At 54.0% G+C, this 23,627-nt stretch carries 23 protein-coding genes; 8 read left to right on the top strand and 15 right to left on the bottom strand.

Going from position 1 to position 23,627, the window contains the following annotated elements; translation table 11 throughout:
• The first annotated feature begins 63 nt into the window (after window positions 1-63).
• Window positions 64-960: a site-specific tyrosine recombinase XerD gene (gene xerD / locus ACTJIK_RS15720; protein ID WP_440647728.1), complete on the top strand. Its 897-nt coding sequence runs from the start codon at window positions 64-66 to the stop codon at window positions 958-960.
• Between the two features lie 171 nt (window positions 961-1,131).
• On the opposite strand, the gene ACTJIK_RS15725 is transcribed toward xerD, so the two are convergent.
• On the bottom strand, window positions 1,132-1,974 hold the full coding sequence (locus ACTJIK_RS15725; protein WP_440647730.1) for a hypothetical protein: 843 nt from the start codon (window positions 1,972-1,974) through the stop codon (window positions 1,132-1,134).
• Between the two features lie 459 nt (window positions 1,975-2,433).
• On the opposite strand from ACTJIK_RS15725, the gene ACTJIK_RS15730 reads away from it, so the two are divergent.
• The 5 genes from ACTJIK_RS15730 to ACTJIK_RS15750 all read left to right on the top strand — a co-directional run bounded on the left by ACTJIK_RS15730 (window position 2,434) and on the right by ACTJIK_RS15750 (window position 5,954).
• A complete protein-coding gene (locus ACTJIK_RS15730; protein ID WP_440647732.1) occupies window positions 2,434-2,826 on the top strand; it encodes a hypothetical protein in 393 nt (130 codons plus the stop codon).
• A gap of 45 nt (window positions 2,827-2,871) precedes the next feature.
• Entirely contained in the window at window positions 2,872-3,516 is a 645-nt protein-coding gene (locus ACTJIK_RS15735; RefSeq protein WP_440647734.1) for a hypothetical protein, read from the top strand.
• Window positions 3,513-4,307 (top strand): sensor histidine kinase, encoded by a 795-nt coding sequence (locus tag ACTJIK_RS15740; protein WP_440647736.1) that lies wholly within the window; start codon window positions 3,513-3,515, stop codon window positions 4,305-4,307. The genes ACTJIK_RS15735 and ACTJIK_RS15740 overlap by 4 nt, the downstream gene beginning before the upstream one ends.
• Before the next feature lie 21 nt (window positions 4,308-4,328).
• A complete protein-coding gene (locus tag ACTJIK_RS15745) occupies window positions 4,329-4,988 on the top strand; it encodes a response regulator transcription factor (protein ID WP_346320798.1) in 660 nt (219 codons plus the stop codon).
• Between the two features lie 117 nt (window positions 4,989-5,105).
• Window positions 5,106-5,954 (top strand): DUF2911 domain-containing protein, encoded by an 849-nt coding sequence (locus ACTJIK_RS15750; RefSeq protein ID WP_440647738.1) that lies wholly within the window; start codon window positions 5,106-5,108, stop codon window positions 5,952-5,954.
• Between the two features lie 75 nt (window positions 5,955-6,029).
• Here the strand turns inward: ACTJIK_RS15750 and ACTJIK_RS15755 are convergent, their stop codons facing one another.
• From ACTJIK_RS15755 to ACTJIK_RS15805, 11 genes are all read right to left on the bottom strand, one after another.
• A complete protein-coding gene (locus tag ACTJIK_RS15755; RefSeq protein ID WP_440647740.1) occupies window positions 6,030-6,986 on the bottom strand; it encodes a 2-dehydro-3-deoxygalactonokinase in 957 nt (318 codons plus the stop codon).
• An 11-nt stretch (window positions 6,987-6,997) separates the two neighbouring features.
• On the bottom strand, window positions 6,998-8,311 hold the full coding sequence (locus tag ACTJIK_RS15760; RefSeq protein ID WP_440647742.1) for an MFS transporter: 1,314 nt from the start codon (window positions 8,309-8,311) through the stop codon (window positions 6,998-7,000).
• Window positions 8,312-8,322: 11 nt separating this feature from the next.
• The gene (gene dgoD / locus ACTJIK_RS15765) at window positions 8,323-9,471 is read right to left on the bottom strand and encodes a galactonate dehydratase (RefSeq protein WP_440647744.1); all 1,149 of its coding nucleotides are present in this window, start codon (window positions 9,469-9,471) and stop codon (window positions 8,323-8,325) included.
• 10 nt (window positions 9,472-9,481) lie between these two features.
• Window positions 9,482-10,105, bottom strand: coding sequence for a bifunctional 4-hydroxy-2-oxoglutarate aldolase/2-dehydro-3-deoxy-phosphogluconate aldolase (locus tag ACTJIK_RS15770; RefSeq protein WP_440647746.1), 624 nt, complete (start codon window positions 10,103-10,105; stop codon window positions 9,482-9,484).
• Between the two features lie 7 nt (window positions 10,106-10,112).
• Window positions 10,113-11,102, bottom strand: a complete 990-nt coding sequence (locus tag ACTJIK_RS15775) for an SMP-30/gluconolactonase/LRE family protein (RefSeq protein WP_440647748.1) — start codon at window positions 11,100-11,102, stop codon at window positions 10,113-10,115.
• A 44-nt stretch (window positions 11,103-11,146) separates the two neighbouring features.
• On the bottom strand, window positions 11,147-12,865 hold the full coding sequence (locus ACTJIK_RS15780; protein WP_440647750.1) for a sodium:solute symporter: 1,719 nt from the start codon (window positions 12,863-12,865) through the stop codon (window positions 11,147-11,149).
• Window positions 12,862-12,987 (bottom strand): hypothetical protein, encoded by a 126-nt coding sequence (locus tag ACTJIK_RS15785; RefSeq protein ID WP_440647752.1) that lies wholly within the window; start codon window positions 12,985-12,987, stop codon window positions 12,862-12,864. The genes ACTJIK_RS15780 and ACTJIK_RS15785 overlap by 4 nt, the downstream gene beginning before the upstream one ends.
• The gene (locus ACTJIK_RS15790; protein ID WP_440647754.1) at window positions 12,987-13,139 is read right to left on the bottom strand and encodes a hypothetical protein; all 153 of its coding nucleotides are present in this window, start codon (window positions 13,137-13,139) and stop codon (window positions 12,987-12,989) included. Before ACTJIK_RS15790 ends, ACTJIK_RS15785 begins: the two co-directional genes overlap by 1 nt.
• A 6-nt stretch (window positions 13,140-13,145) precedes the next feature.
• Window positions 13,146-15,635: a PIG-L family deacetylase gene (locus ACTJIK_RS15795; protein ID WP_440647756.1), complete on the bottom strand. Its 2,490-nt coding sequence runs from the start codon at window positions 15,633-15,635 to the stop codon at window positions 13,146-13,148.
• Window positions 15,636-15,774: 139 nt separating this feature from the next.
• Entirely contained in the window at window positions 15,775-16,854 is a 1,080-nt protein-coding gene (locus ACTJIK_RS15800) for a serine hydrolase domain-containing protein (protein WP_440647758.1), read from the bottom strand.
• Entirely contained in the window at window positions 16,851-17,180 is a 330-nt protein-coding gene (locus tag ACTJIK_RS15805) for a DMT family protein (RefSeq protein ID WP_440647760.1), read from the bottom strand. The genes ACTJIK_RS15800 and ACTJIK_RS15805 overlap by 4 nt, the downstream gene beginning before the upstream one ends.
• Window positions 17,181-17,337: 157 nt before the next feature.
• Between ACTJIK_RS15805 and ACTJIK_RS15810 the strand changes: the two genes are divergently transcribed.
• Window positions 17,338-19,713: an ABC transporter permease gene (locus ACTJIK_RS15810; protein WP_440647762.1), complete on the top strand. Its 2,376-nt coding sequence runs from the start codon at window positions 17,338-17,340 to the stop codon at window positions 19,711-19,713.
• Window positions 19,714-19,798: 85 nt separating this feature from the next.
• Here the strand turns inward: ACTJIK_RS15810 and ACTJIK_RS15815 are convergent, their stop codons facing one another.
• Both ACTJIK_RS15815 and pyrR read right to left on the bottom strand, forming a co-directional pair.
• On the bottom strand, window positions 19,799-20,734 hold the full coding sequence (locus ACTJIK_RS15815; RefSeq protein ID WP_440647764.1) for an aspartate carbamoyltransferase catalytic subunit: 936 nt from the start codon (window positions 20,732-20,734) through the stop codon (window positions 19,799-19,801).
• A gap of 11 nt (window positions 20,735-20,745) precedes the next feature.
• Window positions 20,746-21,276 (bottom strand): bifunctional pyr operon transcriptional regulator/uracil phosphoribosyltransferase PyrR, encoded by a 531-nt coding sequence (gene pyrR / locus ACTJIK_RS15820; protein WP_440647766.1) that lies wholly within the window; start codon window positions 21,274-21,276, stop codon window positions 20,746-20,748.
• A 69-nt stretch (window positions 21,277-21,345) separates the two neighbouring features.
• Here pyrR and ACTJIK_RS15825 point away from each other — a divergent pair, with 69 nt between their 5' ends.
• Window positions 21,346-21,864 (top strand): peroxiredoxin, encoded by a 519-nt coding sequence (locus ACTJIK_RS15825; protein ID WP_440647768.1) that lies wholly within the window; start codon window positions 21,346-21,348, stop codon window positions 21,862-21,864.
• Between the two features lie 101 nt (window positions 21,865-21,965).
• On the opposite strand, the gene pruA is transcribed toward ACTJIK_RS15825, so the two are convergent.
• Window positions 21,966-23,597 carry an L-glutamate gamma-semialdehyde dehydrogenase gene (gene pruA, locus ACTJIK_RS15830; protein WP_440647770.1) on the bottom strand — a complete coding sequence of 544 codons (1,632 nt, stop codon included), beginning with the start codon at window positions 23,595-23,597 and terminating at the stop codon, window positions 21,966-21,968.
• Between the last annotated feature and the right edge of the window lie 30 nt (window positions 23,598-23,627).

A 23,627-nucleotide genomic window follows, 5' to 3' on the forward strand; every position in this document is an offset into this window, starting at 1 on the left:
TGTTGTTTTTGTTTAATGCATGATGATCCCGCCGGTTTACCGGGAAGATATTATATTGTGCCCATGTGGGATGCAGCGATCAAAGGATTCAAGATACACCTGAAGCTGGAACGCTCCCTGTCTGCCAATACCATTGAGGCATACGAGCGGGACGTACTGGCGCTTACCCGTTACCTCGTCATGGAAAACAAGCCCCTGGCGCCTGAAGAAGTAACACTGGCGGAGCTTCAGGGCTTCGTGCAGTGGATCGCCACGCTGGGCATGACCGCCACTTCGCAAAGCAGGATCATTTCCGGGATCAAGACCTTTTTCCGTTTCCTGCTGCTGCAGGACATGATCAAGGCGGACCCCACCCAGCTGCTGGAAGCGCCCAAAGTGCGCCGCAAGCTGCCGGATTTCCTCAGCTTCCAGGAAATAGAGCTGCTCATCAGCCAGGTAGACCTCAGCAAGCCGGAAGGCCACCGCAACAAAGCCATCCTCGAAACCATGTACAGCTGTGGCCTGCGCGTGAGCGAAGCCGTCAATCTCCAGATCTCGCATCTTTATTTCGACGAAGGTTTCATCCGCGTGATCGGCAAGGGCAATAAGGAAAGACTGATCCCCATCGGCAGCTCCGCCATCAAACATATTGAATTGTATTATGAAGGCACCCGCCGGCATATGGCTGTAAAAAAGGGGCATGAGGATATCCTCTTCCTCAACCGGCGCGGCGCGGCGCTCAGCCGGGTCATGATCTTCCTGATGATCAAGGAGCTGGCGGGCAAAGCGCAGATCAACAAGACCATTTCACCGCATACCTTCCGGCACTCCTTCGCCACCCACCTGGTGGAAGGCGGGGCCGACCTGGTGGCGGTGCAGGAAATGCTGGGGCACGAAAGCATTACCACCACCGAGATCTATACCCACCTGAACCGCGAATACCTGCGGGATATGCTGCAGCAATTCCATCCCGGTTTCTAAAACAGAAGCAGGCCGGAATAACCCGGCCTTCAGGGACATACTTCCAATAAAACGATTTTGAAGAACCTCCGGCCTCTGGCGGAAGGAAAGAAAAAAACAGCTGCCCGTGGGAGGCTTGGCTGAGGATTGGGCAGCTGTTCGTAGAATTGGGGCTTTTCCAACATTGGAGGACTAGTACATTACATACCGGTCTTTATAGTTGCTTTTTGTGCTTTTGCTACTGATAAAATCACTGATCCACCCGGTGAGCCTGGCCGTTCTTTTTTCCCCGGCGGAGGGCACCACGGCGAGATTTATTTTTGTGCAATGGGCGATCTGCTGCCTTTCCGGCTGCAGGGCATTATCCGGGTTCTCGCTCCAGATGAGGCCGTGGCTGCCATATACCTTGAAGTATACATCCGGCCCCTGCCTGCCGCTGATGCGGTTGAAATATAATTTATACCGCCCGTTTTCGCTGGTAAAGGCGATGGCCAGGGGCTTTTGTGTATGCGCATTGTATACTTCCACCCTCACTCCTTTCAGCGCCTCATGCGTTTCGAAATGCCTCACAGTGCCGGCAACGGCCCAGGCGCCGAACTCGCGGCGGATAGCTGACCATTGTTCAGACGGCACCACGTAAGCAAAAGCTGCCAGGTACTTGTCGCGCGAGCGCTTCCAGTGTGGCACGAATGAGCTCAGGTGGTACTGGATCCAATCCTGTTGGCCTTGATCCCTGCCGGGAACACTGTTCAGGCAGATATCCATTTCCAGCGGTTCGGTGAACAGGTGAAGGTCTTCCCAGCCAATGCTGAAATTACCGCGTTCGTCCAGCCGGGATTCGGCCAACAGGCGTTCCTCCTTGGCCTGCACATCCCTTTCAGACAGCTGCCTTAAATCTTTAAAAATGCCGGCCGCCAGCTCGTCCGCCTCGTAAGGCGTGCCCGGAAGATAGATCCGGATGCGGGCGTTGGCAAGGGGTTCAATACACTCTTCACAGATCAGCGCAGAGATGTTTCCAATTAACAGGTAACTCATAAGCGATCAACTTTTAGTTCTACAAAAATGGGGTCACGGTCTTTTCTTCATTTACCGGTTTCAGGGCAACCGGCCTGCCCTCTGCATACTAACGAAAACAAACGATGGTAGAAAGGCCCGAGTGCGTGTAAAAAATTTGGAATTAACACCGGTCTATAACCCTCCTTACGTCCTCAATGTTCACTGTTACAAAGGTTAAAAAGAACGGGGTACGGGTCAAGCGTTCAATCCCTGGAAATGGGAATGCGTATTTCTACGCATTTTATGCGGAGAAACCCGCAAAAGACCATCCCCACGAATGGGTATATACCATCCGGAATCCGCAGTGGACGCGATTATGATTGGGTTTCAAACGGTAAACCTGCGCTGGGCGGAAGCCCTGCCCAGGCTTTGAAAAGTGGGATTTTGTGATAATTTTACCGGCGACATTTTCTAACTAACTCTTAAAAAAAGCAACACATGTCAAAGTTCTCCAAAAACGCAGGGGTATTTCTCTCCCTGCTGAAAGGCGCGAAACAAACGCAGGCCTACCGCATAGACCAGGTAGACCGTAAAAAACACAAAGATCCCTTACTGTCCGGCTTCTTCGGTATCGACAAGATACAGGAACTGCTGGCGGACAAACCTACCGCTACCGGCATCCGCATCTATTATGGACTGGATATAGACGGAGATGGCAAGCGCGACAAAAAATTCCTGATTGTGGCTACAGACGCCGAAGGCAACGACATTATCCCTTCAGCGCAGAAAAACCTGGAAAAAGACGGTGAGCCGGCTAAGGATATCCTGGGAACTGAGACTTACTGCCCTTACGATTGCCCCAAGGCCAATCCATTGAATTCAGATAACTAGGATAAAGACTACTAAGTGCTGCTTCATCACATTTTTTGGTATTGCATGTTGGGGATCGAAGCCCTGCTTTTGATCCCCTTTGCAATAAGCTCCAAACTGTTCAATAAAGAACAACGCCTTATATACATCTACCTGATCTCCGCCGTGTTCTACGGTATAGGATGTGAAGTGTTGGCGCGGCTTTACGGCAACAACATGGCTTTCATTTCCTGTATGATGTTGGTCAAGTTCTACATTTTGTCCTTCTTCTATTTAAAAGTCCTGAAAAGCGAAAAGGTCCACAAAGCCATACGGATACTCCTCGTGGCGTGCTCAGTTATATTCCTTGCTGATATCACCGTGCTGGAAGGGCCGTTGAAATTCAATTCCATATTTATCTCTATTCGTACCTTCATACTGATCGTGTATGCGATCCTCTTTTTTCTCCAGCTTATGCGGGACGAAAACCTCATCGAGCGGTCTATTTTTATTTACTCTCTTCCCGTCTTCTGGTTCAACGCCGGACTATTTGTGGAAATGTGCTGTACCTTCATGTTAGACCTCTCTTTTAACATGATCCAGCAGGCCGGCCCGCAGGAGGTATTGGTAAGCATGTACCGCATTACAGCCGCCTTAACATGGATTGCAGGCATAATTCAGGTCTTTCTTTTTTATATTGGGCTCCAAAAGATTAAAAAAGCAAAGGCATGAACACCCTGCAGTTAATATTGATCGGCACGATTGTGATGCTCAGCCTGGGCATTTTCGTGGTGATCATGGTCGTTTTGCAGCAAAAGCAGGTGGTGCAGTACAAGCTCATCCTGAAAGATAAAGACCTGCAATTGCAGAAAGAACGCCTCGTGGCCGTGCTCCAGGGCCAGGAAATAGAACGCAAGAGGATCGCTGAAGACCTGCACGATGAAGTGGGCGCCCAGCTGTCCGTTCTCAAGCTCTCGCTGAACCACCTTCAGCAGCTGGCCGGCAACGGGGAAAAAGAAAAGCTGAAGGAAACCAAGGAATTTGCAGATACCATTATCCAGCAACTCCGGTTCATCTCCCAAAGCCTGCACCCCACCACCCTGGAAAACCTCGGGCTCAGCCATGCGCTGGATTCCTTTTCCAGCCTGATGAACAAGAACCGCGAGATCCTCATCTCCTTCCGGACAGACGGCACCACCTATAACGTGGACCGAGAGAAGGCGCTGAACGTGTACCGCGTGGTACAGGAGCTCATGAACAACATCCTCAAGCACGCCGAAGCCCGCAATGTGCTGATCACTTACCAGAGCACCCCCTCCACCCTGATCATTAAAGTGGAAGACGACGGCAACGGCAAACTGATCGATAAGTTCGAGGAGTCTAGGAAGAAGACCGGGCACCTCGGTCTAAAAAATATCGAAAGCCGTTTGAATATTATCGGGGGAAATATCACCTTTGTAAAGAATTCTCCCGTCGGTACAGTGGCCGAGATCACGGTGGAGAACTATCAGCCTCTTGTTTAAAGCCATTAAATAACCATTATTATGCTGCCGCCCATCAAAGTTGCGATTGCAGACGACCATAAGATTTTCCGCAGCGGGGTGATCAATACCTTGACCCCGTATGACAATATCAACGTGGTATTCGAAGCGGAAGACGGCGAGCACCTGTTGCAGATCATGCAGGACCAGCAGCCGGACGTGATCCTCATGGACCTGAAAATGCCCAAAATGGACGGCATCCAGGCCACAATCAAAGTAAAAGAAAAATATCCCCAGGTAAAGGTGATCATCCTCACCATGTATGAAGACGACAACTTCATTGTCCATCTCGTGGAAAACGGCGCCAATGCCTACCTGCTCAAGAACAGCGAGCCGGAAGAAATATACGAAGCGATCTGCACCACCTTCGACAAGGGCTTTTATTTCAACGAGAACGTGAACCTGGCCCTGCTCAAAAAAGTGCTGCATAAGAACAAGCAACAATTCAAGCCCACCTTCAAGAACGAAGTGCAGCTCAGCGACCGCGAGCTGGAAGTGCTGAAGCTCATCTGCAACGAATACACCACCCAGGAAATAGCGGACCAGATCTACCTCAGCTCCCGTACCGTGGAGGGCCTGCGTCAGAAGCTGCTGGAAAAACTGAATGTGAAGAACACCGTCGGGCTCGTGCTTTATGCATTCCGCAACGGCCTCATCGAATAGTCAGCCTGGATTTTCGACGTTTCACCATGATTTAATGACCACTACCTGTTTTTCTTCCGCAAAACCGGCATAAATTGCAGTGCAATTTTTTTTATTACCACCAATAATATGCAAATTATGAAGCAACTATCCGCGTTTCTTTCCGGCGTGGCACTTTGTGTTATGACGGCCGCCGCTGCGCAGGCGCAAGGCATCAAGATGCCGGCTCCAAGCCCCACCCAGACCATTAAGCAGGACTTTGCCCTGTCTTCTGTTGAAGTAACCTACAGCCGCCCGCTGGCCAAAGGCCGCGTGATCATGGGCGACCTGGTGCCTTATGGCAAACTCTGGCGCATGGGCGCCAACGCCGCCACCAGGATCAAATTTGGTGAGGACGTGAAGCTGAACGGCACGCCTGTTCCCGCCGGCGAATACGTAATGTACGGCATCCCCTCCCATGAAGGCTGGGAAATTGTGCTGAACAAAGGCCTGAAGAACTGGGGCATCGACGGTTACAAACCGGAGGAAGATGTAGCCCGCTTCAAGACCGAAGCACAGGAACTGCCCTTCCCCATCGAATCGTTCATGATCCTGTTCGAGAATGTTCGCCCGAGCGCTATGACCATGATGATCACCTGGGATAAAACCCTGGTGCCCGTGGAGATCACCGCAGACATCGACGGCAAGGTAATGGCCTCCATCGACGCGGCCATGAAAACCGACAAGAAGCCTTACTTCTCCGCTGCCGTGTACTACTACGAAACCAACCGCGATATGAAAACCGCGCTGGATTATATCACCAAGGCCACCGAGCAGCCCGAGAACGCCAAAGCTTTCTGGGTTTACCACTGGAAAGCCAAGATCCAGGCTAAGTCCGGCGACAAGGCCGCAGCGAAAGCTACCGCCGAAAGATCCATCGCCATGGCCAAAGAAGCCAACAATGCCGATTACGTGGCGCTGAACGAGAAGCTGATCGCTTCCCTGTAAGCTGAAAACGATATCAGATAAAAGCGGCTGCTTCATGTGAGGCAGCCGCTTTTTTTATAACAGGCAGTATGGGAATTAAAAGGCTGAGATCCGCCGCTGGGCGGATAAAATAACCTGCTGCCCTTTTATCAAAGCTTCATCCGCGTCCTGCATGGATGCGATGCTGATCTCCAGGGCTTCACAAGCCAGCGCATACAGCGGCGTATGCAGCGCCCCGCCCAGCAGGTGCACGGCAACGCCCGGTTTCAGGGCGCTCAGCTCTTCACCGATCAGCAGGCCGCTGAGGTAATAAAAGTTCCGTTCCCGCGGCAAGCCCTTCAGCAGCTGGTTGGTGCGTACCTTGAAGCTATGCTGCAGCAAGGGGATCTCCCGGCTGCGCCGCACTGCGCTCATAAAACTTTCCCGGTTGGCGGGTTCTTCCAGCCCCCCGCCTCCGGCTACGGAGCCGGCCAGGATGCTGCTGCCGGACAGCAGCGCAAAGAACTCCCCGGTCATAAACGTCTGGAAAGACACGACCTGCCCGTTGCGGATCCACACATGCTTGGAGTGCGTGCCGGGCAATAGCAGGAACTGTTCCTGCCCTTCCACCGGCAAAGAAGCCGCAGCGCCTACGATCTTGGTTTCTTCGCCACGCATCACATCATCGCCCGTACAGGCGCCGGAAATGATCAGCAACGGGTTTTTATCGTTTGGGAATGCCCTGGCCAGAAGGTCGGCCCCGTCCGTAGAGAAGGGAAGTCTTTTGTAAGGTAGCTCCAGCAGCCCGATAGACGATGAAGCCATGCCGGACAGTACGACCGGTACACCATCGAGCGCCTTGCCCAGCTGGTATTCCATTTCACGGATCTGCTTTTCCAGGAAGCGCGTGTAATAGGCCTGGCGGCCTATATTGCCCTGCTGCTGCCACAACTTTGCGACCTGCGAAATACCCTGGTCGTTCTGCACCGTAGCCAGCGCCTGCAGGTTTTCGTTACGCACCCACCGCAGCCTGAAATTGCTGGTTCCCCAGTCGCAGCTTAAAAAAGTATCCATGGTTTTTGATGTTAATGAACTGATGCCGGCTCTTTTGGCGTTACCCGCTCCACATTCCCAACGAGGAAAAGATAAGAGCAGGCGCCCAAACCGCCCAGCACAGCGATAAAAATAAGAGCCGGGGCAAAATTGCCGCCGCTGGCCAGGAACCCGATCGCGATAGGTACCACGATGCCCGCCAGCTGGCCGATAAAATTAAAGACCCCTCCCGTTACGTCGATCAGGTGTTTGGGCGCCAGCGTGGATACGAAGATCCAGGTGATGGAGGCGAACCCTACGCCAAAAAATGAAAGGGACATGAACAGGATGATCAGCCCCGGCGTATGCACATAATTGGCCCCGATAATACTGACTGAAAGCAGGAGGCCGGCAATGATGGGCGTTTTACGCGCCCGCGCGGCAGGCACTCCTTTGCGCACCAGGTAGTCTGACAGGAAACCGGAACAAAGCACGCCCGCAAAGGCCGCCAGGTAAGGTAAAGAAGCCCAGTAGCCGGATTGGATAAAATCCAGCCCGCGGTAATCCACCAGGTATTTGGGGAACCAGGTGAGGAAAAACCAGAGCGCGCCGTTTACCGCAAACTGGCCCAGGTATATGCCCCAAAGTTTCCGGTGAGATAATACCTCCCTGAGATCGGCCCACTGAAATGCGCTGCGGCGGCCGTTTTCCGGCTGGTTGTCTATCAGTCCTCCCCCGTTTTCAATATGCGCCAGCTCTGCCCTGTTCACCTTTTTATGCCGGAGCGGATCGCGGTAAAAGAAATACCACACCAGCCCCCACAGCACACCGATGAGCCCGGTTATCACAAATAAACCTTTCCACCCTGCCTGGAACTGGATCTTCGACAGCACCGGCATTAAAAAAGCCAGGCCGAGGAATTGCCCGGAAGTATACACGGCGATGGCTGAAGCCCTTTCCTGATTGGGAAACCAGCTGCTCACCACGCGGTTGTTGATGGGAAATGCCGGCGCTTCCAGTGCACCGGTGGCCATCCGCAGCCCGAAGAGGGAAACGAAGCCTTTGGCAAAACCCTGCAATACGGTAGCCAGCGACCAGCTTACCAGGCTGATGGTGTAGAGCATTCGCGGAGCGAAGCGTTTCACCAGGATACCGCTGGGTATCTGGAAAAGCAGGTATGTCCAGCTGAAGGCCGAAAAGATCAGCCCCATCTGCACGGGAGTGAACTGGAACTCTTTGCTGATGTCTGTAGCAGCAACCGCGAGATTGCTGCGGTCCATGTAATTGATGACCACGTTTATAAACAGGAGAAAAAGTACCTGGTAACGGATCCTGGTGGGTTTTGTATCAGTCGTGGAGGTGTGCATGTTCCTTTGTTTTACCATTCTGCGATGCTTCCATCGGTATGGCGCCATACCGGGTTCTTCCAGTTATGGCCAACGGCGGCCATCTTACGCACATGCGCCTCGTTAATTTCAATGCCGAGCCCTGGTTTATCAGGGATGTTCACATATCCTGCTTTGTATTCAAAAACGGTCTTGTCTGTGAGATAATCCAGCAGGTCGCTGCCCTGGTTATAATGGATGCCCAGGCTTTGCTCCTGTATGAATGCGTTGTGGCAGGTAGCGTCCACCTGCAGGCAGGCGGCCAGCGCAATGGGGCCCAGCGGGCAATGCGGCGCGGCGGCCACATCAAAGGCCTCCGCCATGGAAAATATCTTTTTACATTCCGTAATACCCCCGGCATGCGAAACATCCGGCTGGATGATATCGGCAACGCCGGCGGTAAGCAGGTCTTTGAACTGCCATTTGGAAAACATCCGCTCGCCGGTTGCAATGGGAATAGCCACATGGTTGGCGATCTCCCGGAGGGCTTCGTTGTTTTCCGGAAGCACCGGTTCTTCGATGAACATGGGCCGGAAAGGCTCCAGCTCCTTAGCCAGCAGCTTGGCCATGGGCTTGTGCACCCGCCCGTGAAAATCGATTCCGATACCGAACGCCGGGCCGGTAGCCTCGCGTACGGCGGCAATGCGGGCCACTGCCTGGTCTATTTTATCGTAGCTGTCTATGTACTGCAGCTCTTCCGTTGCGTTCATTTTCACCGCCAGGAAACCCTGGTCGGCCATCTGCCGCGCGGCCGCGCCTACATCAGCGGGCCGGTCGCCGCCGATCCAGGAGTATACTTTCATGGAATGACGGGCCTTGCCGCCCAGCAGCTGGTGCACGGGCGCATTGTAGTATTTCCCTTTAATATCCCACAGCGCCTGGTCAATACCCGCCAGGGCGCTCATGAGTATGGGGCCGCCGCGGTAAAAGCCGGCGCGGTACATCACGTTCCAGTGGTCTTCGATGGGCAGCGGGTCTTTTCCTACGAGGTATTCCATCAGCTCGTCCACCGCTGTCTTTACTGTGGCGGCCCTGCCTTCTATCACCGGTTCTCCCCAGCCCGTGATCCCTTCATCTGTTTCGATCTTCAAAAAAAGCCAGCGTGGCGGTACCTGGAAAAGTTCATAGCTCTTGATCTTCATTATCCTTTTTTTATGCGTGAACGGCCTGTACAAATTGGCGGGCGAGCTCCCGTAAATGGTCGATGCCCGCCCCAGTTATTTTTTGTTTGATATTCACCAGCGAGCTGCCAACACCGAATCCAACGGCGCCCGTATTGAGATAGTCGCGGATATTGTCCAGGGTAATGCCTCCCGTCGGCAATAACGGGATATGGGGCAACGGCCCCGACATATCCTTTATGTAAGAAGGCGAAGTAGCCGGAAATACTTTGACGATATCGGCGCCGGCTTCGTAAGCCGTATAGATCTCCGTGGCGGTATACGCCCCGGGAATACTGACCACGCCCAGTTTTTTTGTGGCGGCGATCACTGGTTCTTTCACAATGGGTGAAAGGATAAACCGCGCGCCCGCGCTTACGGCATCCGCCGCCGTTGCCGCGTCCAGCACGGTTCCGGCTCCTATGATCACCGTATCGCCCAGCTTTGCGGCTACCTCTTCTATCGCCTGCAAAGGCTTTTCTGAATTCATGGTGATCTCCAGCAGCCGGATGCCGCCTTCGTACAGGGCGGTCGCGATCTGCACAACATCAGCCGGAGGCGCGCCCCTCAGGATGGCGATGATCTTATGTCTGGTGATCTGTTCGTATACCGGCATGATATTTTTATTTTAAGGCTACTTTCAGCACGCAATGATCGGCCGTGATGAATAACGTTTTCTGGTCCGCTGTAAAAGCGCAATTGGAAGTAATGATGTTCGTCCTGATCCTGCCCAGCGCTTTACCTTCTTTATTGATGATCCAGACCCCTCCGGGACCGGGCGCAAATACGATCCCTTTGCGGTTGATCTTTACACCGTCGGGACTGCGGGGTTCTTTCTGAAAGATCGCCGTACCGTTAAAGAAAATTCGTCCGTTGATGAGATCTCCCTGTTCATTGAGGTCATAGATGTACCAATGCGGTTGCTGCGGGTCTGAATTGGCGATGAGGAGACTTTTTTCACCGGGAAAAAAGGCGATGCCGTTGGGCCGGGTAAGACTGTCGGTGAGTAAAGTAACCGCCCCGTTTTTGGCGATACGGTACACGCCCTGGTAAAACAGCTCCCTGGCCGGGTCCTGCGGGCCTTTCTCCAGCCCGTACGGCGGGTCTGTAAAATAGATATCTCCATTGCTTTTGATGGCGAGGTCGTTGGGACTGTTGAATTTTTTGCCGTTATAGCTGCCGGCCAGCGTGGTATACTGTGGCTGAGGACCGGCTGTCGCTGCGTTCATCACCGCCACGCGGCGGTCGCCATGCTGGCAAAGCACCAGCTGCCCCTGCGCGTTCAGTGCCAGGCCGTTTGAACCCAGCTCCTCGCCGCGCGGCGCGGGTTGTGTGTAGCCGGAGGGTTTCAGGTATAATACAGCGCCTTTTTGCGCCGTCCATTTATAAACGCTGTTCTGCATCACATCCGAGAACAGGAGCATTTTTTCTTTTTCGATCCATACCGGCCCTTCCACCCACTGGAAGCCGTCTGCAATCACTGTAATCTCCGCTTTCACATCCACTACTGCATCCAGGGCCGGATGCATTTTTTCTATCACGGCCGGTGGCTGCTGCGCGAGAGCAACACCTGCGGGTATAACCAGGATGATGGAAGTGAGTAACGCGATCATATTGCTATATCTTGTTGAATCCCAAAATATACAAAATGATGCGGTTATTTTATAGTCTGCCGGATATTATTCCCCGGCGTTGTGAGGTTCTCAAAGAATTGCCATAGTCCTGCAAAAAACATGACCAATGCGCAGCCTATCGGGTTCAGCCATAGGAAAGACACGTAATCGCCGAGGTAAATGAAGATGATACAAGCTTCCGCCAGCAGGGCGCCCCAGAAAATAGCATGGCCTTTCACGAACTTCATGGAAAACGCCGTTACAAAAATGCCGAGGATGGTGCCGTAGAACAATGAGCCGAGAATGTTCACCGCTTCAATAAGGCTGCCGAGGCCGGAGGCAAACTGCGCCACGGCCAGGCTGAAGACACCCCAGAAAAGCGTCCAGGCCTTGGAGGCGCGCAGGTTCTGAGCGTCTGTGCCATCCGGGCGGATCATGCGCTGGTAAATGTCCACCATCGTGGTGCTGGCGAGCGAATTGAGCGCAGCCGCAATGCTGCCCCAGGAAGCGAGGAATATGATGGCGATGAGCAGGCCCACCATGCCTTTCGGCAGGTTGTTCACCACGAAGTGCAGGAATATGTAATTGGTATCGTTCACTTCGGCCAAAGGGTCCGCTTTTTTGATCAGCCTGCCCGCCTGCGCGCGAACGGTGTCTCCCGCTGTTTCCGTGGCCTTCAGCGAAGATTTTAATTGTTCGATCTCGCTTTCATTCTCCGTTTTCAGCGCGGCGGCAAGGGTTTTCACATAACCCGCCTTCTGCGTGGAAAGGGAATCGTAGCGTTGCTCCAGCACCTGCATTTCAGGGGCATATTCGGAGTTGTGCACTTTGTTCAGCAAACCCTGGTTGAAGTTGATCGGCGCGCGGAAATACAGGTAGAATACGAACACCAGCGCGCCTATCAGCATGATGAGGAACTGCATGGGCACTTTCACCAACCCGTTCATCAGCAGGCCCATGCGGCTTTCCGTAAGCGTTTTGGCAGTAAGGTAGCGGCCTACCTGGCTTTGGTCCGTACCGAAATAAGACAGTGCGAGGAAGAACCCGCCGATCACCCCGCTCCAGATATTGTAGCGGTCGTTCCAGTCAAAATCCGTCACGATCACATTCAGCTTGCCCATTTTGCCGGACACGTGCAGGGCTTCGGAAAAACCGATGTCGTTCGGCAGCAGGTGCATCACCATCCAGCCGGCGAAGAACATGCCGGAGAAAATGATCAGCAGCTGCAGGCTTTGCGTGTACGACACGGCTTTGGTGCCGCCGTACATCGTATAGATAATGAGCAGTCCGCCCATGAAAAGGTTGGTGTAATAGATATTCCAGCCCAGCAGCGAGGAAAGGATGATGCTGGGCGCATAGATGCTGATACCCGTGCTGAGCGCGCGCTGCAGCAGGAACAGGAAACTGGTGAGCGCACGTGTTTTCAGGTCGAAGCGCTGCTCCAGGTATTCGTATGCGGTGATCACTTTCAGCCGGTGAAAGATGGGCACGAAAAAGATGCAGATCACGATCATGGCCAGCGGCAGGCCGAAGTAGTATTGCACGAAACGCATCCCGTCTGTATACGCCTGCCCCGGCGCGCTCAGGAAAGTGATGGCGCTGGCCTGCGTGCCTACGATAGACAGCAGGATGATATACCAGGGCATGGAACGGTTGCCGAGGAAATAGCTGTCCAGGTCTTTCTGCCCGCGGCTTTTCCAGACGCCGTAAACGATAATGAAGATCAGGGTGCAGGATAGAACTATCCAGTCTAAAAAGCTCATGAATAGTTTTTAGTGAACAGGTAGAAAAAGACGATCAATGCGGCCAATACCCCGGCCACCAGCCAGTACCATGCGGTCCAGCTGGAGAATAACGGCGGCTTTTCTTCAGGTGTTTCCTGCATTATTTACCTCTTTTTGATAATAAACCTCCGCCCAGCAGGCCCAGCGCCAGGCCGATCATTAAACCGATGTGCACCCTTTTGATCAGGAACCCGATCGCCAGGCCGATGATGATGCACAAAGCTGCTGATATCGTCACTCTTTCGTTTCTCATGGTCCGTTATTTAGATAACATGTTTACAAATAACCTGTAAGCCCCCGGCACACCCGCGGGCAGCTGGCGGAAGAACGACAGGCCGGTATAGATGTACCTTCCCTGCCCGTATGCGGCCACGATGGTGGAACCGTCCATGGGCTTTTCGCCGGGATCGTTCATGGCAAAGGGCTGCTGGTATTCGCCGCTCAGGTCCGAAGGAAAATAAAGGCCCCGCTCCTGCACCCAGCCATCGAAATCTTTTTCCGAAATGGCGTTGGGGTAGGTAAACAGTTTGTCCTGCGGGCGAAGGAACTTCACCGGCGCGTTCTCGTTCGTCACCCTGTTCCGGGACAGCTTGAAGGGATACGGCCCCAGCTGGTCTGTTACCAGGCCGCCGTTGGTGTTGTACTGCACCACCAGCGTGCCGCCGTTCTTCACGTATTCCATCAGGCGCGGCTGCCAGTAACGGAGCCGGTCCTGCGTATTGTAAGCCCGCACGCCGGTAATGATGGCGTCGTAATCTTTCAGGCTGCCGTTCATAATGTCCTTTTCTGAAAGCAGCGTTACGTTGTAACCCACCTGCCGCAGCGATTCTGCCACTTTATCGCCCGCGCCGGGAATGTAGCCCAGCCTGCGGCCGTTGTATTTCAGGTTCACGGTCACCAGCCTTGCGCTGGCCTGCGGGAATATATTGATGGCTGGAATGTGGTCGTATTCGATGGTGGTGATACTGTTCGTATAGGCTGTACCGTTAACGTCCAGCACAACGGTCATAGTGTCGGTAATGTTCTGTCCGTTAACTTTCAGCGGGGTCACGGTAAAGTTCACTTCGGTTTCGTCCCCTTTACGGTTGAGGTTGAAAGGAATGGAAGCCTGGTCTGCCTTGAAACCCGCCGGCAGCTGAAGTTTTACGGTGCCGCTCGTTTTTTCTTTCATGGCCCTGATCTTCACCGGTACGGTTTGGGGGGCGGCCTGGGTGTAGATATACACCTGGTTGTCCAGCTGGGCCACTACCGGCGGCGCGATCACCAGCGGTCGGAACACCTCTCCTTTTACCGGATCGGTGAATTTGTAGATAAAGGGACGGGTAACGGCGATGGTCTGCACGCCTTTATCCGTACCGAAATCGAGGTAGAAAGTAGCCGTCAGTGATGGAATATTTTCGGGGTTGCCAATGAGCGCTTCGTTGCGGATGCTGTACATGCCCTGCGGATGCGGGTCCTGCAGCCAGTAAGGCTGCGAAACAGGCGTTTGCGCGGGCACGGTCACCTCTTTTTCCACTGACAGGAAGGCGTTGTTCATGAGGTCTTTTGTAACGGACGCGTCTTCCACGCCGTTGACCGCTACTTTCTGCAGACGCACGGGTGTATTGCTGCGGTTGATCACCTGCAGGTTGCAGCCCATGGGGCTGCCGGGCACTACTTCAGCCGAAGTGGAAAAAGCTTCCGCCCAGATGCCGGCGCAGGCCAGGATAAGCTGTTCGGTCTCTTTCAGCTTCACCGTTTTCCAGTATCCCTCAGGCAATGCCATGATAGAAGATCGTATAGCCAGCAACGTTGGTACGCTTGCGGAAGGGTTATTCATGTCATAATCCTTCGCGGCCGCCGCAGTTTGCTCTCCGATGGCCGCGCCGCCGGGCACGCGCTCCCAGGAGGTTTGCACGCCCTCCATCAGGTCCTTTTTCGGTTCGGAGCCTTTGATGGTGCTGAAATATTCGATGGCGGTGCCGCGGGAAGAAGGTACGCCGAAACCCTGACTCTTATGCTGGGAGCGGCTTTCAGCGGCTATTTCGCCATACCCGCGGCCAAGCAGTGGGTTAAAGGAACCGGCGTCCAGCTTGAACTGGTCTTCGGAGGTATTGTTGTTCCCGCCGAAATTATAGTTATTCCACAACAGGCGTTTTGCCTGCCAGGGTTTAACACTGGTAAGCTGTTCAGGGTATTGTGTGGGGTCTGCCGCGGCGGTGAACGCTTCTGCGGCCAATATGGCGGATGCGGTGTGATGGCCGTGCCCCGCCCGGCTGTCTGCCGGGAAGCGGCAGATGATCACGTCAGGCTGGAATTTGCGGATCACCCAAACCACATCACCCAATATCTTTTTACGGTCCCAGATGGTGAAGGTCTCTTCCGGATTTTTTGAAAAACCGAAATCGTTGGCGCGGGTGAAGAACTGCTCCGCGCCGTCTATCCTGCGGGCCGCCAGCAATTCCTGCGTGCGGATAAGCCCCAGCAGCTCGGCCTGTTCGTTGCCGATCAGGTTCTGGCCGCCGTCTCCCCGCGTGAGGGAAAGATAACCGGTGCGGTAGCGGCTTTCGCGGGCAAGGTAAGCCAGCAGGCGCGTGTTCTCATCGTCCGGGTGAGCGGCTACATAGAGCACGCTGCCAAGGGTATTGAGCTTCCTGAGCTGAACCTGGATATCTGCGGCATTCATCACGGGCGCGGTTTGTGCACGGAGGCCTGAAAGGCCCGCCAGCACAGCAACTGCCAACCCGATTGCGGATCGTATCTTAAACATGGAAATAGTTACCAATTTTATCAAGTTGTCAAAAATAGTGATTTATCCCGGCAAGTATCTACCGCTGGTGGATTTACAGGTGTTTTCAGTGATCTGTGCCCGGCAGAATGCAGGATGTTATCTTAATGTGAAATTAAATTCACCACTTCTGTACCAGGAGATCGCCTATGGTGTTGGGTTTGGAGGTGTTAGACAATACGATCACCGCTTTTCCCGTCGCCGGTTCCAGGTACATCATGGAATAATAACCGCCGGTTTGCCCGTTGTGCCAGACGATGGTGCGGTGTTTTCCTGCTATCACATGCCAGCCCATGCCCACTGTGTTGTCTTTCCCACTGTAAGTCGGCCGGTGGCTTAGCTGCATGGCTTTTTCGAGCATAGTGGGCGCGGTGCTCATGTTGGCTTTTGCGTAACGGATCATGTCGTTCATCGTGGATTTGATGCCGCCGCAGCCTGCGAGGGCTTTGAATTCCCAGGTATCCGCAGGCTTGCCGTCGGAGGAGTAACCCTGCGCCAGCCTGCTTTTCATCGAGGGCGTGAGGTCCAGCTTTGTATCGCGGAGCTGCAGCGGCAGGAAAATCTCCCTTTGCAGCAATTGCGCGAAGGTAGTGTTGGCATACCGCGCAAGAAGCGTACCCAGCAGGCCCGCGCCGATATTGGTATAGTCGTACTTCGCGCCGGGCTTGCGGGATGGTTGATAGCTGCGGAGAAAACTGAAGAGCTTGTTCACGGTAAAATTGGCGTAAGGAGCTTTGCTGTCGAACTGCGGGTCTTCCGCTACCGGGTCAAACCGCGGCAGGCCGGAAGTATGGTTGCTGAGGGAAACCATGGTGATGGGAACGCCTTCAAAAGCCGGTATCTTCACGGAGTCAGGGAGATATTTATTCACGGGATCATCCGCTTTTATTTTTCCACGTTGCACCTGCAACGCCAATAAAAGGCCCGTGAAAGTTTTGGTGATGGAGCCGATCTCATACACGGTGTTCGCATCGGGCAGCGTGTTATTTCCGCGCACGGTTTCGCCGTATGCATAGGTTTTTGTAACGCCCGGGGCCACCAGGCCGATCATCACGCCGGTGTAGTCTTTGCGCTTATATGCATCACGGGCAAGGGAGTCCACATACCTGTCGAAAGGCGTGGCCAGCTTGTTATCGGTGTTCTGCGCAGCGGCATAGGCTGCCGTAAAGGCCAGCAGGGAAAAAAGGACCAGTCTTTTCATTTTTTGAACATAAAATAAACCGCGCCCAGCAGGAGCGAAAAAGAGATCAGGTAATTCCATCGCAGGGGCTCTTTCAGGAACAATACCGCGAACACGCAGAATACCGTGAGCGTGATCACTTCCTGGATCATCTTCAGCTGGAAGCCGTTGAACCCCTCCAGGTAACCCAAACGGTTAGCCGGCACCATAAAACAATATTCAAAAAAGGCGATGCCCCAGCTTACCAGCACTACTTTCCAGAGGGGCACGTTCGTATTCTTCAAATGCCCATACCAGGCGAAGGTCATAAATACATTGGAGACCAGGAGCAGAATTATCGTACGCATCCCCGAAACTAATAATTTTTATGCTATGTTCTCCGCCGGACATCCATTGTGCATTACCGGACATAAAATATTTTTCATAAATATGTATTACCCTAGCTTTGAAAAGCCTTAACCTTGGCATTTCCTTTGAAAACTGGAAAACACCTAAATTACCGGCATGATCCGCAACTACCTTTTGCTTGCTTACCGCAACATTGTAAGGCACAAGCTATTTACCGCTATCAACCTCATCGGGCTGGCTATGAGCATGAGCCTTTGTATGATGGTGATACTGCATGTGGCGGATGCGCTTTCCTACGACGGCTTTCATCCTCAGCCCGGCCGCACTTACCGGCTGCTTACAGAGCTGCGCAACCCTGAAGGCAAAGAATTCCTGCTGGCCAGCTCTCCCCTGCCTTTGAAAGATGCCATGCTTGGCGACAGTACCCTGGTGGCGGACGCGGTGCATATCTACCCTGCCCTGAAAGGTAACGCCCGCATCGGTGACCGTTCGCTGCCGCTTTACGGCGCTTTCACCACGCCTTCGTTTTTCAACGTGTTCGGCTTCAGGCTGGCCAAAGGCAACGAAAGCACGGCGCTGGCGCAGCCTGGCGGCATCATCCTTTCACACGAAGCCGCGCTGCGTTATTTCGGTAATGCCGACGCGATGGGCAAAACGCTGGAAATCGATCCGCTGGGCATTTTCCAGGTGACCGGCGTGCTGGAACCGCAAACACAGAAATCGCATATCGCGTTCGACGCATACGCTCCCGCGGCCGCAGTGGCGCAGCTGGAGAAAAATAAGCTGCTGCCGGAAAAGATACGATCATGGAATACTTACGCGGACGCCTATACGTATATACTGCTGCAACCCGGCGCCGGTAAAAAACAATTGCAGGCAGCGGCAGACCGCCTGGCGCGCACGTTGTACAACGATCCCAAACAGGGCACGATCTCCTTCCCGGTGCAGCCGCTCAGCCACATCACACCCTCCTGGGAAGAAACATATAACAACATCGGCGGGGGGCAGAGCTGGGGCAAGGTGCTGGCGGAGATCGGGCTGGGGCTGATCATCCTCATATCCGCCTGTTTTAATTATACCAATCTTTCCATCGCCCGCTCGCTGTCCAGGGCTAAAGAAGTGGGCATCCGCAAGGTGGCCGGGGCTTCGCGCTGGCAGGTGTTCGGGCAGTATATCATGGAAGCGGTGCTGATCACGTTCCTGGCCCTGGTGCTGGGGTACTTCGGGCAGATCATTTCCCGCCATCATAATCTTTTTAATGCCAATACCGGCGAGGTGAACGAACTGATGCAGTGGAAGATACTCCTGTCTTTCGGCGTGTTCAGCCTCTTCACCGGCCTGCTCGCGGGCACGCTGCCCGCCTGGATACTTTCCGCCTTCAACCCCGCGGAAGTGCTGAAGCGCCTTCCCTCCCACCGCGTGTTCGGCAGAATGGGGCTGCGCAGGAGCTTATTGGTATTCCAGCTTTCGTTGTCGCTCATCATTACTGTGTTCCTCTTTGCCTTTTACCGGCAGTTCTCCCACATGGCCGCGGCCAACAGGGGCTACCAGGCCGAGAACGTACTCACGATAAGGCTCCAGGGCAACCCAGACCACCTGCTGCGCCAGGAGATCGCCGCCCTTAGCGGCGTACAGGCCGTGGCCGCGGCGTCGTACGACTTTAAAAAATACCTCGGTGGCCAGTTATCGGTAAAAAGCAAGCTGTCCAAAGAACCCGCTTCAATGGACTATTACGCTGCCGACGAGAACTTCGTCCCGGTAATGGGTCTTCGGATGGCTGCCGGGCAGAATTTCCTTGCGGGGCAAACGGGGCAGCTGCTGATCAATGAAAAAGCGGCACTCAGCCTTGGTTTCAAAGATGCCGCCAGCGCGGCAGGCCAGCCTGTGCAGGTGAACGACAGCATTACCGCCACGGTGGCGGGTGTGCTGAAAGATTTTAATTACCAGCATCTCGGCCAGCCCATCCGGCCCATGGCCATTGTGGCCAATGGCGGGGATTATACGCTGCTGCAGGTAAAAACCGGGCATACGGACCCCGAGCAGTTCGAGCAAAGGGTGAAAGCCGCCTGGGCAAAATTATACCCCGGCCAGCCTTTGCAGGCGGAATGGCTGGCGGAAGTGCTGTACCGGGACCAGAAGCAGGGCGACAGCGTGTCTTTCCTGGGTTACATTTCCATCATGACGGTGCTCATCGCCGTGATGGGCCTGCTGGCCATGGTGATCTATTCTACTGCTTTACGCAAAAAAGAAATAGGCGTCCGGAAAGTGATGGGGGCTGATGTGAAAAGCCTGGTGCTGCTGCTTTCGCGCGGGTTCCTGAAGATGATCCTCATTGCGGGCTGCATTGCTTTGCCGATAGGCTGGCTGGCCAGCAATTTCTTCCTGAATAGTTTCCCTTACCGTATCAATTTTGGCTGGGGCAGCGTGATGGCTTGCTTTGGCGCTGTGCTGGCGGTTTGCCTGCTGGCCATTGTTTCGCAGACCTGGCGCGCGGCCGGCGCCGATCCTTCGGATAGTTTAAGGAATGACTGATCCTGCTTCTTCACTTGTGTTCATAAAAAAAACTCCTTCCACTCAGCCGGGAGGAGTTTTTGTTTATTGGGATGAGTTTGTGTTGTTATTCGTTCCTGCCCAGCAGGTACAGCACCGCCATGCGGGTGGCCACGCCGTTCTCCACCTGGTCCAGGATAATGCTCTGGCCTGAATCCGCCACGTCGGAGCTAAGCTCTACTCCCCTGTTGATGGGGCCTGGGTGCATGATCACGATGTCTTTTTTCAGGCTGTCCAGCAATTTGCGGTTCACGCCGTATGCGAGGGAATATTCGCGGAGGGAGGAAAACAGGGGCATGTTCTGCCTTTCCAGCTGGATGCGCAGCACATTCGCCACGTCCGCCCATTCCAGGGCTTCGCGGATATTGTAGCTCACATTCACGTCCAGTGCCTGCGCGATGTGCTTGGGGATGAGCGTGGGCGGGCCTACTACTGTCACTTCCGCGCCTAATTTCTTGAGGCAGTAGATATTGGAGAGGGCTACCCGGGAATGCATGATGTCTCCGCAGATGGCGACCTTTTTGCCTTCCACGCCGCCGAGCCTCTCGCGGATGGAAAATGCATCCAGCAGGGCCTGTGTGGGGTGCTCGTTGATGCCGTCTCCCGCGTTCACGATCGGCACATTGATGTGCTTGCTGAGGAAGTGCGGGGCGCCGGTGGCGGAATGGCGCATCACCACCATATCCACTTTCATGGACAGGATGTTGTTCACCGTATCGATCAGGGTTTCGCCTTTGGATACTGAGCTGCCGGACGCGGAAAAGTTCACCACATCAGCCCCCAGCCGCTTTTCAGCCAGCTCAAAGGAAATGCGCGTGCGCGTGGAGTTCTCGAAAAATACATTGACGATGGTAGTATCCCGGAGGGTGGGCACCTTCTTGATAGGACGTTGTAAAACTTCCTTGAATTGATCGGCGGTTTGAAAGATGAGCTCTATATCCTGACGCGTCAGATCGCGTATACCCAGCAGATGTTTAACAGACAGTGACATTCTAAGGTGCAAATATAAGAGGTTTAAGCAATCAACACAACTTCATCTTTACCATCCCGTTCTTTCCAAAGCACTTTTACGCGTTCTGTAATGATAGCGTCGATGGTACGGCCGGTGTAATCCGGCTGGATAGGCAGCTCGCGGCTGAAACGCCTGTCTACCAGCACCAGCAGCTCCACCCTGGAAGGGCGCCCGAAGTCCAGCAGCGCGTCCATGGCCGAGCGGATGGTCCTGCCCGTATACAACACATCGTCTATCAGTATCACACGCTTGTTATCTATGGAAAAATCGATGTCGGTCTCATTAGGCACATGCAGGCTCTTGCCTGACTTGTAATCGTCCCGGTAAAAGGTAATGTCTATTTTACCATACGGGATGTCTGTACCCGGAAGCAGCTGCCGGAGGGTATGATAGATCCTGTCCGACAGGTAAATACCCCGGGGCTGCAGGCCGACGATCACGGTATTGCTGAAGTCCAGGTGATTTTCTATCAGCTGGTGGCTTAATCTCTCGATGGTAATTGCTAATTGCCGGTCTGTAAGAATAGATTTCAAAACAAAGGGTATTTAATAAAGGCCAAAAATAAGGATTAATGTAAATTTGAGCATATAATCATTGCAATCATGAAATTCCTTCGAACCATGCTTATCACCCTGGGACTTTTCGGCCTCTTCTCCGATGCCAGATCACAGATCGCTACCGGCGCCACCGTGCCGGATTTCTCCCTGCAGGACCAGGACGGCCAGACCTTCAAGCTGTCCGCCGCGCTGGCTAAGGGCCCCGTGGTAGTGTATTTTTACCCGAAAGACGATACGCCTGGCTGCACCAAGGAAGCCTGCTCCTTCAGGGATTCCTTCGCCGAATTCCAGGACGCCGGCGTGCAGGTGGTGGGTATCAGTTCCGACGATGTGGCCTCCCACAAGAAGTTCGCCGAGAAATACAAGCTGCCCTTCACCTTGCTGAGCGACACCAAAGGCGAAGTGCGCAAGCTGTTCGGCGTGCCCAAAACCATGATGATGCCCGGCCGCGTGACCTATGTGCTGGACAACAAGGGTAAAGTGGTGCACCAGTTCAATTCCATGACGCAGTCCACCCAGCACGTGGAAGAAGCCATGGCAGCGATCAAAAAGCTGAAAGCATAAATCACCACGCGCATAAAAAAAGCCGCCCCGGGAAAACCGGAGCGGCCGCGTATCTAGTTTCACATAATTCCGCTGTGGCGGCGGATATAAACAATCTTACCTTATGCTTCTTTCAGGAAAGGGTAACGGTAATCCGTAGGCGGAACCAGCGTTTCCTTCACGGTCCTGGCGCTCAGCCAGCGGTACAGGTTCAGCTGGGAACCCGCTTTGTCGTTGGTGCCCGACGCCCTTGCGCCGCCGAACGGCTGCTGGCCAACCACTGCACCGGTGGGTTTGTCGTTCAGGTAGAAGTTACCGGCAGCATTCACCAGCTTCTTCGTTGCCTGGTCCAGCGCATAACGGTCCTGCGCCAGCACTGCGCCGGTGAGGGCGTATTCGCTGGTGCCGTCTACCAGTTCGAGGGTCTCTTCCCATTTCTCAGCATCATAAGTGTAGATAGTGAGCACGGGGCCGAAAATTTCCTCGCACATGGTCTTGTATTTCGGATCGGTAGTTTCTATTACGGTCGGTTCAATAAAATAACCTTCTGTTTTGCTGTAGTTGCCACCGGCGATGATCTTCGCTTTCGGGTCTTTCTTCGCGTCTTCAATATAAGCAGCGATCTTGTCGAAAGAACGTTCGTCGATCACGGCGTTGATGAAGTTGGAGAAATCTTCCGTGGTGCCCATTTTCATGGTCTTCAGCTCGGCAGCCAGCTTCGATTTGATCTCTTCTGCAATGTTGCTGGGCAGGTAAGCGCGGGAAGCGGCGGAGCATTTCTGGCCCTGGTACTCGAAAGCGCCACGTGCCAGCGCGGTCACCACTGCATCCACGTTAGCGGATCTGTGCGCGATCACGAAATCTTTACCGCCGGTTTCGCCCACGATGCGCGGGTATGTTTTGTATTTAGAGATATTGTTGCCAATGGTCTTCCACATGGTCTGGAACACGCCGGTGGAGCCCGTGAAGTGAATGCCCGCAAAATCAGGATGGGCAAAACAAACGTCGCCGATGGTGGGGCCGTCCGCATACACGAGGTTGATCACCCCGTCAGGCAGGCCGGCTTCGATGAGCACCTTCATGAAGAAAGACGCATGGTATACCTGTGTATTGGCGGGTTTCCAGATCACCACGTTGCCGCACATGGCGGCTGAAGTGGGCAGGTTGCCACCGATAGCGGAAAAGTTGAAGGGAGTTACCGCGAGCACGAAACCTTCCAGCGGACGGTATTCCAGGCGGTTGTGCACGCCGGGGGAACTAACGGGCTGCTGGCGGTAGATCTCGGTAAGGTAATGTACGTTGAAGCGCAGGAAGTCTATCAGTTCGCAGGCGCTGTCTATTTCAGCCTGGTAGGCATTCTTGCTCTGGCCCAGCATGGTGGCGGCATTGGTATGCGCGCGGTATTTGGTGGCGAGCAGTTCGGCCGCTTTCAGGAACACGGCGGCGCGTTGTTCCCAGGGTGTGTCCGCCCATTGCTGGCGGGCCGCCAATGCAGCGTTGATGGCGTCTTTTACATGGCCGGCGTCTCCCATATGGAAATGGCCGAGCTTGTGTTTGATCTCGTGCGGGGGGCGGATGTCCACCGTTTTACCGGTGCGTACTTCCTTGCCGCCGATGTACATGGGTATGTCCAGCTGCACGGCCTTGAAGGCGGCCAGCTGCTGTTTTAATGCCGCTCTTTCAGGGGAACCCGGCGCAAAGCTCATTACAGGTTCGTTGTGAGGCGCTGCAAAGTCAAAATAAGCATTATGCATGGCTTGATTTTGTTGTTTTGGTTTATTATT

It is taken from the genome of Chitinophaga sp. 22620, assembly GCF_052044405.1.
In the GTDB taxonomy this organism is placed as follows: Bacteria; Bacteroidota; Bacteroidia; order Chitinophagales; family Chitinophagaceae; genus Chitinophaga.

Bases quoted from the DNA above. Each gene is read 5' to 3' on its own strand.
- pruA (WP_440647770.1), bottom strand. From the start codon at position 23,597: ATGCATAATGCTTATTTTGACTTTGCAGCGCCTCACAACGAACCTGTA.
- ACTJIK_RS15810 (WP_440647762.1), top strand. From the start codon at position 17,338: ATGATCCGCAACTACCTTTTGCTTGCTTACCGCAACATTGTAAGGCAC.
- ACTJIK_RS15755 (WP_440647740.1), bottom strand. From the start codon at position 6,986: ATGGATACTTTTTTAAGCTGCGACTGGGGAACCAGCAATTTCAGGCTG.
- ACTJIK_RS15805 (WP_440647760.1), bottom strand. From the start codon at position 17,180: ATGCGTACGATAATTCTGCTCCTGGTCTCCAATGTATTTATGACCTTC.
- ACTJIK_RS15770 (WP_440647746.1), bottom strand. From the start codon at position 10,105: ATGCCGGTATACGAACAGATCACCAGACATAAGATCATCGCCATCCTG.
- ACTJIK_RS15780 (WP_440647750.1), bottom strand. From the start codon at position 12,865: ATGAGCTTTTTAGACTGGATAGTTCTATCCTGCACCCTGATCTTCATT.
- dgoD (WP_440647744.1), bottom strand. From the start codon at position 9,471: ATGAAGATCAAGAGCTATGAACTTTTCCAGGTACCGCCACGCTGGCTT.
- ACTJIK_RS15775 (WP_440647748.1), bottom strand. From the start codon at position 11,102: ATGATCGCGTTACTCACTTCCATCATCCTGGTTATACCCGCAGGTGTT.
- ACTJIK_RS15790 (WP_440647754.1), bottom strand. From the start codon at position 13,139: ATGAGAAACGAAAGAGTGACGATATCAGCAGCTTTGTGCATCATCATC.
- ACTJIK_RS15740 (WP_440647736.1), top strand. From the start codon at position 3,513: ATGAACACCCTGCAGTTAATATTGATCGGCACGATTGTGATGCTCAGC.
- ACTJIK_RS15725 (WP_440647730.1), bottom strand. From the start codon at position 1,974: ATGAGTTACCTGTTAATTGGAAACATCTCTGCGCTGATCTGTGAAGAG.
- ACTJIK_RS15735 (WP_440647734.1), top strand. From the start codon at position 2,872: ATGTTGGGGATCGAAGCCCTGCTTTTGATCCCCTTTGCAATAAGCTCC.
- ACTJIK_RS15795 (WP_440647756.1), bottom strand. From the start codon at position 15,635: ATGTTTAAGATACGATCCGCAATCGGGTTGGCAGTTGCTGTGCTGGCG.
- ACTJIK_RS15750 (WP_440647738.1), top strand. From the start codon at position 5,106: ATGAAGCAACTATCCGCGTTTCTTTCCGGCGTGGCACTTTGTGTTATG.
- ACTJIK_RS15825 (WP_440647768.1), top strand. From the start codon at position 21,346: ATGAAATTCCTTCGAACCATGCTTATCACCCTGGGACTTTTCGGCCTC.
- ACTJIK_RS15760 (WP_440647742.1), bottom strand. From the start codon at position 8,311: ATGCACACCTCCACGACTGATACAAAACCCACCAGGATCCGTTACCAG.
- ACTJIK_RS15800 (WP_440647758.1), bottom strand. From the start codon at position 16,854: ATGAAAAGACTGGTCCTTTTTTCCCTGCTGGCCTTTACGGCAGCCTAT.
- ACTJIK_RS15785 (WP_440647752.1), bottom strand. From the start codon at position 12,987: ATGCAGGAAACACCTGAAGAAAAGCCGCCGTTATTCTCCAGCTGGACC.
- xerD (WP_440647728.1), top strand. From the start codon at position 64: ATGTGGGATGCAGCGATCAAAGGATTCAAGATACACCTGAAGCTGGAA.
- ACTJIK_RS15745 (WP_346320798.1), top strand. From the start codon at position 4,329: ATGCTGCCGCCCATCAAAGTTGCGATTGCAGACGACCATAAGATTTTC.
- ACTJIK_RS15730 (WP_440647732.1), top strand. From the start codon at position 2,434: ATGTCAAAGTTCTCCAAAAACGCAGGGGTATTTCTCTCCCTGCTGAAA.